This window comes from Gilliamella sp. BG3 (assembly GCF_046635605.1).
GTDB classification, from domain to species: Bacteria; Pseudomonadota; Gammaproteobacteria; order Enterobacterales; family Orbaceae; genus Gilliamella; species Gilliamella bombi.
Window position 1 is genome coordinate 147,086 of the sequence record NZ_JBIDFE010000004.1, and the last position, 11,200, is coordinate 158,285.

At 34.3% G+C, this 11,200-nt stretch carries 12 protein-coding genes and 2 rRNA genes; 6 read left to right on the plus strand and 8 right to left on the minus strand.

Annotated features, from left to right (window positions below; all coding sequences use genetic code 11):
- The first annotated feature begins 4 nt into the window (after positions 1 to 4).
- Positions 5 to 295, plus strand: a complete 291-nt coding sequence (trpR, locus tag ACGH6S_RS03325; protein ID WP_296318064.1) for a trp operon repressor — start codon at positions 5 to 7, stop codon at positions 293 to 295.
- Positions 296 to 341: 46 nt separating this feature from the next.
- Here the strand turns inward: trpR and robA are convergent, their stop codons facing one another.
- The 3 genes from robA to ACGH6S_RS03340 all read right to left on the minus strand — a co-directional run bounded on the left by robA (position 342) and on the right by ACGH6S_RS03340 (position 2,699).
- Positions 342 to 1,259 (minus strand): MDR efflux pump AcrAB transcriptional activator RobA, encoded by a 918-nt coding sequence (gene robA / locus ACGH6S_RS03330; RefSeq protein WP_065611182.1) that lies wholly within the window; start codon positions 1,257 to 1,259, stop codon positions 342 to 344.
- Between the two features lie 96 nt (positions 1,260 to 1,355).
- Complete coding sequence (gene nfuA / locus ACGH6S_RS03335) at positions 1,356 to 1,931, minus strand: Fe-S biogenesis protein NfuA (protein ID WP_065561041.1); 576 nt, start codon at positions 1,929 to 1,931, stop codon at positions 1,356 to 1,358.
- 117 nt (positions 1,932 to 2,048) lie between these two features.
- Positions 2,049 to 2,699, minus strand: coding sequence for a phosphoribosyltransferase family protein (locus ACGH6S_RS03340; RefSeq protein ID WP_296300507.1), 651 nt, complete (start codon positions 2,697 to 2,699; stop codon positions 2,049 to 2,051).
- A 315-nt stretch (positions 2,700 to 3,014) separates the two neighbouring features.
- On the opposite strand from ACGH6S_RS03340, the gene ACGH6S_RS03345 reads away from it, so the two are divergent.
- Positions 3,015 to 3,581, plus strand: a complete 567-nt coding sequence (locus tag ACGH6S_RS03345; protein ID WP_296300506.1) for a peptidylprolyl isomerase — start codon at positions 3,015 to 3,017, stop codon at positions 3,579 to 3,581.
- A 58-nt stretch (positions 3,582 to 3,639) separates the two neighbouring features.
- On the opposite strand, the gene pepB is transcribed toward ACGH6S_RS03345, so the two are convergent.
- Positions 3,640 to 4,920 (minus strand): aminopeptidase PepB, encoded by a 1,281-nt coding sequence (pepB, locus tag ACGH6S_RS03350; protein WP_411578323.1) that lies wholly within the window; start codon positions 4,918 to 4,920, stop codon positions 3,640 to 3,642.
- A gap of 103 nt (positions 4,921 to 5,023) precedes the next feature.
- On the opposite strand from pepB, the gene ACGH6S_RS03355 reads away from it, so the two are divergent.
- Positions 5,024 to 5,797, plus strand: coding sequence for a tyrosine-protein phosphatase (locus tag ACGH6S_RS03355; protein WP_411578324.1), 774 nt, complete (start codon positions 5,024 to 5,026; stop codon positions 5,795 to 5,797).
- 50 nt (positions 5,798 to 5,847) lie between these two features.
- On the opposite strand, the gene ACGH6S_RS03360 is transcribed toward ACGH6S_RS03355, so the two are convergent.
- Positions 5,848 to 6,465, minus strand: coding sequence for a 4'-phosphopantetheinyl transferase family protein (locus ACGH6S_RS03360; RefSeq protein WP_297225774.1), 618 nt, complete (start codon positions 6,463 to 6,465; stop codon positions 5,848 to 5,850).
- 120 nt (positions 6,466 to 6,585) lie between these two features.
- Between ACGH6S_RS03360 and metC the strand changes: the two genes are divergently transcribed.
- The 3 genes from metC to ACGH6S_RS03375 all read left to right on the plus strand — a co-directional run bounded on the left by metC (position 6,586) and on the right by ACGH6S_RS03375 (position 9,900).
- Positions 6,586 to 7,767 carry a cystathionine beta-lyase gene (gene metC, locus ACGH6S_RS03365; protein WP_174799316.1) on the plus strand — a complete coding sequence of 394 codons (1,182 nt, stop codon included), beginning with the start codon at positions 6,586 to 6,588 and terminating at the stop codon, positions 7,765 to 7,767.
- A 62-nt stretch (positions 7,768 to 7,829) separates the two neighbouring features.
- Entirely contained in the window at positions 7,830 to 9,149 is a 1,320-nt protein-coding gene (tilS, locus tag ACGH6S_RS03370; RefSeq protein ID WP_174799315.1) for a tRNA lysidine(34) synthetase TilS, read from the plus strand.
- 391 nt (positions 9,150 to 9,540) lie between these two features.
- On the plus strand, positions 9,541 to 9,900 hold the full coding sequence (locus ACGH6S_RS03375) for a hypothetical protein (RefSeq protein WP_411578325.1): 360 nt from the start codon (positions 9,541 to 9,543) through the stop codon (positions 9,898 to 9,900).
- 100 nt (positions 9,901 to 10,000) lie between these two features.
- Here ACGH6S_RS03375 and ACGH6S_RS03380 read toward each other — a convergent pair whose 3' ends face one another.
- The 3 genes from ACGH6S_RS03380 to ACGH6S_RS03390 all read right to left on the minus strand — a co-directional run.
- A complete protein-coding gene (locus tag ACGH6S_RS03380; RefSeq protein ID WP_174799312.1) occupies positions 10,001 to 10,423 on the minus strand; it encodes a hypothetical protein in 423 nt (140 codons plus the stop codon).
- 161 nt (positions 10,424 to 10,584) lie between these two features.
- A 5S ribosomal RNA gene (gene rrf, locus ACGH6S_RS03385) occupies positions 10,585 to 10,700 on the minus strand.
- 164 nt (positions 10,701 to 10,864) lie between these two features.
- Positions 10,865 to 11,200 (minus strand): 23S ribosomal RNA (locus tag ACGH6S_RS03390); the annotation flags it as partial.

Consider the following 11,200-nt stretch of genomic DNA (forward strand, 5'->3'; position numbering starts at 1 on the left):
TATAATGAAAACTAACGAATGGAAACAAACAGTTGAATTATTACACCAAGCATTTAACGATGGTTATTCACTGGATATATTAAAATTACTAATGACAGCCGATGAGCGAGATGCTTTAATTACTCGAGTTAAAATCGTACATTCATTACTTGATGGTTCAATCAATCAACGCCAACTTAAAGAGCAACTAAAAATTGGTATTGCAACTGTAACAAGAGGCTCTAATAGCCTAAAAGAAACAACTCCAGAATTTAAACAGTGGTTAGAAAAGATTTTATTAAACTCAGATAACTAAATAATTCAGTCAATATCTAATAGCAGATTTTTATATCATATTATAACTATAAACTTGATTGGATATTGACTTCACTATCAGCAACAACCGGCACACAATAATCACACTCCATATGCTTAATATCCTTAAACGATTCAACAGAGTCATCGCGAAGATTATGATGAATCTCAATTACACAACTAGAGCAACGTAAGCGTACCTTTAATGCTGGCATAGCAGCTAAATGCACTTGTGAAATAAAATCGCCAAACTCATCAGGAGAACCAATATATCTAAAGCAAAGATACAATCCTCCTTCATTAACTATCTGCTCAATATGCTCTAAATTATTATTCTGATCTAAAGCAATTGTATAAAAAAGCTCTTGTTCATTAGCATTATCTTTGCTTTTCAATATACGGCTAAAAGCATAAATTTTATCTGGCAAGTTTTCACATGTATTGCCACAACGAGATATATAATTATGAAAAAATTGCGATCTTAGTTTATTTTCTTCATCTAATAATTGACTCAAATTGCAATTATTTTTAAAGGTGATACCCCAAAACGTTTTTTGAGGCATATTAACAAATTTTGGCTCAGGCAATGAAAACCGGTTTTTATTAAGCTCAATAGCAGGAGTTAATCCTGTAGGATCCCAAATATCTCCTCGTCGGTAACTTGCTGGAGTTTCATTGAATTGTTTTTTAAAAGAACGAGTAAATGTTTGTTGAGAATCAAAACGATATTGCATCGCAATATCTAAAATAGGCTTACTTGTCATGCGTAAAGCAAGCGCAGCATAAGTTAAACGACGATGTCGAATATAAGTACCAAGAACTTGACCAGTTACCTCTTTAAACATACGTTGTAAATGCCACTTTGAATAACCTGATTTTTGTGCAACATGATCAATAGATAATGGTTGTTCCAAATTTTTTTCAATCCAAACGATAAGATCTGAAATAATACTAACTTGATTCATAAAACCCCATCAGAATGTCAAATGGCAAACGTTATCCGATTATGACTCAATCCCAGCAATAAGCAAGATTTAAATAAAAATTATTTTCTGCCATTATTAGCAAAAAGAATGAGCTCCAGCTTGGTGTTCAGTAATATCTTTTACACCAGCGAGTTCAGGAAACTCTGCCATTAATTGCTTCTCAATACCTTCTTTCAAAGTATAATCAACCATTGAGCAACCATTACACCCCCCACCAAATTGTAAAACAACATAATTATCTTCGGTCAACTCCACTAAACTAACATGGCCACCATGGCTAGCTAATTGCGGATTGACCTGTGCTTGAATTGCGTAATTAACACGCTCAATAAGAGGTGCATCATCAGCTACTTTTTTCATTTTTGAATTTGGTGCTTTTAATGTTAACTGCGAACCTAATTCATCAGTCACATAATCAATGACAGCTTCTTCTAAAAATGGCGCACTAATTTCATCAATATAAACTGAAAAATCAGCATACCGTTCTTCTATATCGCTATCTTCTATAGTATCAGCAGGGCAATACGAAACACCGCATTCAGCACTTGGAGTACCAGGGTTAATAACAAATACTCGAATTTGTGTTCCATCAGGTTGATTAGCAAGCAATTTTTTAAAGTGCTGTTGAGCTGATTCAGAAATAGTGATAATAGACATAATCCCTCACTTTAATGTAGTTAGGTAATAAACAAACCTAACATCATTTATAATATATTAATAATAATAGTTGACTAACTCTCTTGGTTATTATAGGGGTTGTTTAGGATTTTACAATACTGTACGGCATAAACAAACAACATAAACATTCGTTGCTCCACAATTTTTTAGTTGCTGACTAATTGCATTAATCGTATTACCTGTTGTAACGATATCATCAATAAGCATTACTGATTTATGTGAAAGATTTTGATGGCATGTAAAAAGCTTTTCAACATTAGTGATTCGCTCTGTAAGAGATAGTTTTTTTTGATCTTGTACATTTGACGTTCGAGATAGTAAATAAGGATAAAATTCACAATCTAACCATCTTGCAATCGGTTTTGCCAATAACTCAGCTTGATTAAAACCACGAGACCAATAACGAAAATGATGCAATGGCACACAAGTGACCAAATCGGGCTTAATTAACGCATCGATTTCTCGCCGTTGATACCAAGCCAAAAACATCAATCTTGCCAATGCAGTACTCAATTCAATTTTGTTGTAGAACTTTAGATGATGAATCAATTTTTTTAAAGGATTAACATACTCAGAAACAGCAATAAGTTCATCCCAATAAGGTTTCTTTGCACGACACCGATAACATATATCAGTCGATAAAGAATGTGGTAAACAGCATTGATGGCAGACTTTATTAAATTTAGGTATATTTTGAACACATTGGCTACAAATGCCATGATGAGATAGAAATAAAGGCATATCACACAAAATACATCGCATAAAATTTAACAGTTTTTTTGTAAAAAAGTTTCAGGTTACACTATGTTTCAGTATAAAAACGGTTAGTATAAAAAAGGGAGTTATAAAAAACATTTTTTATAACTCCTTATCTTATTAATGTTTAAAATCAGGTTAACATCAATAAAATAGACCAATCAATTTTTTAATTAAATATAATTAAATCGTTATACGATATACAGCACAAAAAATTATCCGATTTTGCATAATTGTTATTTAAATTAGCTTAATATTCGGTATAATCAGCCAATTCAAATGGAAAGAGGTTTTTATTATATGAGAAAAATCAAACTATTAATTTTAACATTACTGCTAACAATTTTTTCAACTGTCGCCTCAGCTACTCCTCAAGTCTTATTACAAACCAGTATGGGCGATATTGAGATTGAACTAGACAGCGAACATGCGCCAATTACCACTAAAAACTTTCTTGATTATGTTAATAGTGGTTTTTATGAAAATTTAACTTTCCACCGTGTAATTCCTGGATTTATGATTCAAGGTGGTGGCGCTGATGATCAACTAAAATTTAAAGAGAATAATCCACCAATTAAAAATGAAGCAGACAATGGTTTAAAAAATGATCGTGGCACCATTGCAATGGCAAGAACGAGTGAAATAAACAGCGCAACCAGTCAATTTTTTATCAACGTAGTAAACAATGATTTCCTTAATTACAAATCACCAGAACAATATGGTTATGCTGTATTTGGTAAAGTAACTAAAGGGATGGATATAGTTGATAAAATTGTTAGTGTCCCAACTAAACGCGTGGGACCACATCAAAATGTGCCAGTTGAGCCTATTTATATCAAAAAAGCAATTGTTATTAAAAATGATTAAAATTGCACTTTGTTAACAAAAACCACTTTAAAACCACTTTTTAAAAGTGGTTTTTTGTTTATTTAAGCTGACTAAGTAAATTAGCAATTGTCCTCACACCAATACCTGTTGCCCCTGTTGCCCATAGAGCTGTGGCGCTTTTACGGAATGTTGCAGAACAATCAATATGTAGCCAATTTTTTTGATAATTTTTAATAAAATGCGATAAGAAAGCCGCAGCAGTACTTGCCCCAGCAGTATTAGGTATACCTGAATTTGCTATATCAGCAAATGATGATGGGAATTGCGAACGATGAAAGTCGGCTAATGGTAATCGCCAAAAAGCTTCATGCTCAATATCGCTACTAGCTAACAATTGGCTAGCAAATTTATCATCAAACGAAAGTAATGACTGATAATCATTCCCCACCGCAATCTTAGCCGCTCCAGTCAGTGTTGCACAATCAATAATATAATGAGGCTGGTCATTATCAGCACAAATTAAACCATCAGCCAAAACTAGTCGCCCTTCTGCATCAGTGTTATCAACTTCAACCGTTTTACCGTTACGGTAACGAATAATATCGCCTAATTTAAACGCATTGCCACTGACTAAATTATCCGCGCAACATAGATAAAGTTTAATACGTTGATTTAAACCGCGCGCAATGGCTAATGCTAATGCACTTGTTACTAACGCAGCCCCACCCATATCTGAGCGCATTGACTCCATAAAATTACTTGGTTTTAAACTATATCCTCCTGAATCAAAGGTAATACCTTTACCAACTAAACAGGCTGTTATCGGTGAATTAGGATTTTGGGTTGGGTTATAATCTAGTTCAAGCAAAGCCGCTGGCCGATCCGAACCTTTTCCAACCGTATAAATGCCCATATAATCTTGCTCTCTTAAAGCTTCACCTGAAATGATGTTGTAAGTCACAGCAGATGAGTAAGTGCTAATTAACTTAGCTGCTCGTGTGGCTAACTCAACAGGACTTAATGTTTCAGCTTGTTCATTAATAATATCCCGACACCAATCAATAATTTCTATACGATGTTTCAATTCTTGTTTGTCTTTGGTGTTGAGTTCTGACCAAGTTACTTTTGTACTTTTTTTGGCATTACGATAGCCCAACCAAAAATGCCAACAAGCTTCGATATCCCAATTTTCACCGCTTAGTTTAACCGAATTTATTCCTTGGTTATCTAACTTTCGACCTGCACGTTGAATCGCCCCTAAGCGATGTTCCGGTTTATAATGAATAGTAATCGCCTCGTTAGAAAAGCTCAGTAATGCATCTTTTCCCCACTGTTTTGATGCAGGTTTATCAGTTAGTAAAACAGATAACATCGACATAGTAAAAACCTCAAAAAATTGATAAACAACATAACAATGAGTTAATTCTAATCAGAAACGTGTTAATATAGCAAGTAAAGTTAAAAATAAATAGGGACGGGTTATGACATCAGTTGTACCAATAAAAAATGGGATTAATTTTCGTGATTTAGGTGGAATCAAAACAATTGATGGACGTCAAATTCGATCGGGTCTACTATACCGCTCAGGCGCATTCTCGCTTATTACACAACAAGAGCAATCTTTTTTAGCTAATCAGCTAAATCTGCACTACGTTTTAGACTATCGCGATCCTGATGAAATTGAGCGAAATCCAGATAAATTATGGCAAAATACTCATTATATTAATGTACCAGCTAATCCGTTGAGTAATACGATCACCGCAAGTTTAACAAGTGATCTAGGCAATGCTCACCAAACACTTAAAAAAAATGCTCCATTTGATTTTATGATTAAGCTTTACCAGCTACTACCATTTAATAACACAGCATATCAAAAACTTTCCTCAATCCTACTAAACTCACAAGGTAGACCATTGGTACAACATTGTGCTGTTGGTAAAGATCGTACAGGTGTTGGCGTTGCATTAACATTGTTTGCTTTGGGTGTTAGTGAAGAAACTGTCATGCAAGATTATTTACTAACAGAACAGCTATTGTCAGATTATCGTGAAAATATATTAAGCCAATATCAACATAAAATGACGCCTGATGAGTTTGAAAAACGCAAATTAATTTTTGCCGCCAAAAAAGAGTATCTAACTGCGGCACTGAATGCAATTAAAACGCGTCACGGTACAATTGACAATTGGTTATCACAGGAATATCAATTAAACGAAACTAATAGAAAAAGAATTCAAGATATCTATCTGGTTTAATAAATAACAAGCCATTATCGCGCCATAATAAATAATGGAAAAACATTGTATTAAGGCAACAAAATTAATTTAGTGATCGGTTGATTGCTGTTCACCGACAGATGAACATTATCCACTTGTCGATATTGATAATAAAATTCTTGTGCAAAAGGTGCCATAATCATCTGCTGTTTTAAATCGACGTTAACCGATTTTATTTGCCAAACACCTTTAGCATAAAGCTTTAATGCAGACTCTTTTAATGTCCATAGTTGCCAAAAGGCTCTTAATGTATCATCTTGTTTAGTCATCCATTGATATTCGTCATCAGCAAAAAAATTTTTAGCTACTTTCAAATAATTTTTTCGTGGACGTGCTACTTCGATATCTAAACCAACCTTACCTACTAACGAAATCGCAACTGCTACCCAATCTTGGCTATGACTAATATTAAAATCTGGTAAGTGTGGCTCTAAAAAAGAGGGACGACCATTATCTCCAACCTTAATAACAGGTAACATCGAAATATCACAGTATTGTTTAAGCAAATGAGCCAAAATTGATCGGCAAACTAAAAACTGTTTTTTACGTTGGCCACTTAAATTATTCGCTTCATCAAGAAGCGTTTGAGGCAACAGTGAAAAATCAATGTCAGCATCCTTAAGACAAGCAAGTTGAACAATTAGCATAATTGGCAAGAAAATATTAATAAAATTTATTTTTTACTATTTTAACAGCATGCTATGCTAACTGTTATCAAAATTAATAAAAATATCAACCTTAATAAATAGTAGCAAGGGTGTATCATTATGTCATTACCAACAAAATTAGTTCATGCAGGACGTAAAAAGCGTTATACACAAGGCGCTGTTAATTCGGTTGTTCAACGTGCATCATCATTGGTTTTTGATTCAATTGAAACAAAAAAAGAAGCAACCAAAAACCGTGCTAATGGTGCATTATTTTATGGACGCCGTGGTACATTAACTCATTTTGCGCTACAAGATGCGATGGTTGAAATCGAAGGTGGAGCTGGTTGCTATCTATACCCTTGTGGCGCAGCTGCCGTCGCTAATGCTATTTTAGCTTTTGTTCAAGCTGGCGATCATATATTAGTGTCTGAAGCCGCTTACGAACCTACTCAAGAATTTTGTCAGCAAATTTTAAAAAATTTTGGTGTTGAAACAGATTACTTTACGCCATTAGTGGGGCACAATATTACAAATCAAATTAAACCCAATACCAAAGTCGTATTTTTAGAATCACCAAGTTCCATTACGATGGAAATTCATGATATTCCTTCAATGGTTAAAGCAATTCGCAGCGCCAATCCAGAAATTATTATTATGATCGATAATACATGGAGCGCCGGCGTATTATTTAAAGCATTAGATCATGATATTGATATCTCAATACAAGCAGGTACAAAATACCTAATCGGTCATTCTGATGCCATGATAGGCACTGCTGTTGCTAACAAACGCTGTTGGGAAAAATTACGCGAACGTTCTTACTTAATGGGACAAATGTGCGATGCGGATACCGCTTATATAGCCACACGAGGATTGCGAACATTAGCAATACGATTAAAGCAACACCACGAAAATGGCATAAAAGTAGCAAAATGGTTAGCTCATCATCCTAAAGTTGCTACCGTCAATCACCCAGCATTAGAAAGTTGTAAGGGGCATGAATTTTTTAAACGTGATTTTTCAGGTGCAAGTGGATTATTTTCTTTTGTACTCAAAGATCGATTAACTGACGAGCAATTATCTGATTTTATTGATAACTTAACTTATTTCTCAATGGCTTACTCATGGGGTGGTTTTGAATCATTAATTTTAGCCAATCAACCCGAAGAACTAGCAAAAATTAGACCTGTATCTGGTATTGATTTTAAAGGAACTTTAATTCGTCTTCATATAGGTCTTGAAGATCCCGATGATTTAATCGCCGATCTTGCTGCTGGTTTAGACAGAATCAAGCTATAAAAAATGAATCTATATAAAACCAATGCATTACGAATGTTTAGTTTAGCATAATTAAGTAGAAGATGAATAATCAAAACCAAATCACGTGTGACGAAATAATAAAACAAACAGTTTTTCATAATATAAAACACCACAAAGCGCTACTGGTTGCATATAGTGGAGGTGTTGACTCAACGGTATTAATGCATGTGCTTGTTAAGCTTAAAAAACAATTGTTACCAAATTTAGAACTAAGAGCGATCTATATTCATCATGGTTTGAGTAGCAATGCTGACAACTGGGCAACGCATTGCAGTCAACAATGCCAAACATGGCAAGTTCCAATAATTATTGAAAAAGTCAGACTTGATCCCATAGCGGGTAATATTGAAGAGCAAGCTAGAAATGCACGTTACCAAGCTATATATCACCATCTAAAAGATGATGAAACGTTATGTACAGCTCAACATCTTGATGATCAATGTGAAACTTTCTTCTTGGCATTGAAACGTGGCAGTGGACCTGCGGGATTGTCCGCAATGCCAAGGGAAAATCAACAACATCTTCGACCTTTATTAACAATATCACGATCACAAATTGAAACCTATGCGAATAAACATCAACTCAATTGGATAGAAGATGAAAGCAACCAAGATGATCACTACGACCGTAATTTTTTACGCTTAAAAGTCTTACCAATTCTTAATCAACGCTGGCCACATTTTTCGCAAATGGTTGCACGCAGTGCGGAATTATGTCAACAACAAGAAACGTTAATTAATGAGTTATTATTGGTAGAATTTAAGCAAGTTATCACCGAACAAAATCAACTGGCTATTGCACCATTAATGGACTATTCCGAGTATAAACGAAATGCAATTTTACGCATGTGGTTTAAACACAATCATATTAATATGCCAACACGCCAACAAATAACATTAATTTGGCAAACCGTTGCATTAGCAAAAGAAGATGCTAATCCGAAATTTATCTTTAATAACCAACAAGTTCGCCGTTATCAAAATCAACTTTATTTGTTAGCATTATATCAAGATATTGAACAGCAAATCCTAAACTGGGATTTAGCGTTGCCATTAACACTTCCAGATAATGTTGGCGAATTACAAGTTAATTATCAAACTGATTTATGTTGCCGCTTACCACAAGCAGATGAAAAAATCACCGTTAGATTCCATGCTCAAGGAAAATTTCAAATTGTTAATCGCCATGGTTCACGATCAATAAAAAAACTATGGCAAGAGCATAATATTCCACCATGGATGCGAACTCGAATCCCTCTAATTTACTACAACGAACAACTGATTTGCGCAGTTGGCGCATTTGTTACCGAACAAGGAAAAGGAACACAAATCGGTTTTATTCTTGTAAAGAATAACCTATAAGTTTATCCCCTAATAGGTTTTGTTATAGCATTTAGCTTGCTGACTTAATTTAGTTTTGATGGATTTTTCAACTTTGACTAGCTATAAATAATGGTTTAAGAACATTCATTCTTACAGATTAAAGGAATAAAAAGCTTCAATCAGGCTTTCTTAGGCTAGTTATAAATAGTCGGATAACTGACCATAAAGCGTTTAATCAAATCAGTGGCAGTTATTTTTTCTTTATGATATAAACGTCATATCTATTGTTTATAATAAGACGCTAATTTTGTTTTTTATGCATATTCATTACAAATTACTTCGGATAACACGTAAACAATTTCTACATTTTATGTAAATAATATTTATTTTTTAATATTTTAGCATTAAATTTTTCTAGGATAATAGAGTTATGAAAATAAATGAAAGATGGTTAACTTTTGTACTTATTGATAGTAATAATTCATTTGAAGAAATGCTGACTAAGATAGAACTAGCATTTAAATGTAAATTATCCTGTAAAGGTGAAAAAGGTCGTTATATTGCCAGAGCGGAATTGGATAATTTTAGTATTGCTGTTATCGACAAAATTGATAGGCTTAGTGAGTTATTATGTGATGAACATTATACTCTTAAAATAACAATAATATCTGATAAATACTTTAATTCTAAATTTGAAAATTACATAAAAGAAATTCTAACTAATAACTTCATACAATGGAAACAGTCAATTTGGTCTCCCGTCGAAGTTACTCCACTCAGCAAGCGATAATTTTCACATGATCTCTATGTACACATTTACCTCGACAAACTCCAATATTCATTACAGTATTTTCGCAAATTACTACTCAACATCAGTGATTAAAAACCATTCAACAAAGAGAAATCATCCCTACTTCTCCATTCGGTAATAAACAAATAACTATTCCTTTTCCTTCAAGTCGAACCACATCACAAAATTTATTTACACGCCAATCTTTTATTTTTGATAACTCTAACCAAGTATCAAGTTTCCAGCTATTTATTCTACCAAGAACTACCATTTTTTTTCTAAAACAATGCATATCAATATTTATACTTATTACCATGTTATTTTCAGAGAGAATATTGACATTGCCATATAGATGACTAAATATTTTTGATTTTCTATTCAGTCTTGCTACAGGTAATTCTGGTTCTCCCATCGTTTCACAAATAAGAGAATCAGACGATCCAACATGCAATTTTTTAATGTGTAGACTGTTAATAATATCCATTAACTCTATTTGAAATATAGGTTTCCATTCTTCATTCATTATCATAACCTATCTTTATAAATTACGACCAATATCATCAGTGAGAACACCTATTGTTGAAACGTATAATAAACATCGAATAAACTAGAAATACACTACAAATAAGTTTTGTTTAGAAAGCAAAAAGCCCAGCATGACTGCTGGGCTCTCTATATTTAAAAGTCTGGCGGCACCCTACTCTCACATGGGTAATACCCACACTACCATCGGCACTACGGCGTTTCACTTCTGAGTTCGGCATGGGGTCAGGTGGGACCACCGCGCTATTACCGCCAGACATATCCTGTCTCTTTCAATTAGTATTGATATCTTCTACCATTATCTCATATCAATACTTATCTCTCAATCCGGAACAAACTGTTTTTTCAATCTCTATTCTCTTTTCGATGATTTTCTCATCTAGTAATAACTTCCGCGTAACCCAAAACAACTCCGAGTTGTAAGGTTAAGACTCTCGGTTCATTAGTATCAGTTAGCTCAATGTATCACTACACTTACACACCTGACCTATCTACGTCTTAGTCTCAAACGGACCTTACTGAATCTCTTCAGGGAAAACTCATCTCGAGGCTAGTTTCGTGCTTAGATGCTTTCAGCACTTATCTATTCCGCACGTAGCTACCGGGCAATGCAATTGGCATCACAACCCGAACACCAGCGGTGCGTTCACTTCGGTCCTCTCGTACTAGAAGCAAACCCTCTCAATTTTCCTACGCCCATGGCAGATAGGGACCGAACTGTCTCACGACGTTCTAAACCCAGCTCGCGTACCACTTT

What these genes read in the sequence shown, in the direction of transcription:
- trpR (WP_296318064.1), top strand. Translation starts at nt 5, where the DNA reads ATGAAAACTAACGAATGGAAACAAACAGTTGAATTATTACACCAAGCA.
- pepB (WP_411578323.1), bottom strand. Translation starts at nt 4,920, where the DNA reads ATGTCGATGTTATCTGTTTTACTAACTGATAAACCTGCATCAAAACAG.
- ACGH6S_RS03360 (WP_297225774.1), bottom strand. Translation starts at nt 6,465, where the DNA reads ATGCTAATTGTTCAACTTGCTTGTCTTAAGGATGCTGACATTGATTTT.
- metC (WP_174799316.1), top strand. Translation starts at nt 6,586, where the DNA reads ATGTCATTACCAACAAAATTAGTTCATGCAGGACGTAAAAAGCGTTAT.
- robA (WP_065611182.1), bottom strand. Translation starts at nt 1,259, where the DNA reads ATGAATCAAGTTAGTATTATTTCAGATCTTATCGTTTGGATTGAAAAA.
- ACGH6S_RS03355 (WP_411578324.1), top strand. Translation starts at nt 5,024, where the DNA reads ATGACATCAGTTGTACCAATAAAAAATGGGATTAATTTTCGTGATTTA.
- tilS (WP_174799315.1), top strand. Translation starts at nt 7,830, where the DNA reads ATGAATAATCAAAACCAAATCACGTGTGACGAAATAATAAAACAAACA.
- ACGH6S_RS03345 (WP_296300506.1), top strand. Translation starts at nt 3,015, where the DNA reads ATGAGAAAAATCAAACTATTAATTTTAACATTACTGCTAACAATTTTT.
- ACGH6S_RS03380 (WP_174799312.1), bottom strand. Translation starts at nt 10,423, where the DNA reads ATGAATGAAGAATGGAAACCTATATTTCAAATAGAGTTAATGGATATT.
- ACGH6S_RS03375 (WP_411578325.1), top strand. Translation starts at nt 9,541, where the DNA reads ATGAAAATAAATGAAAGATGGTTAACTTTTGTACTTATTGATAGTAAT.
- ACGH6S_RS03340 (WP_296300507.1), bottom strand. Translation starts at nt 2,699, where the DNA reads ATGCCTTTATTTCTATCTCATCATGGCATTTGTAGCCAATGTGTTCAA.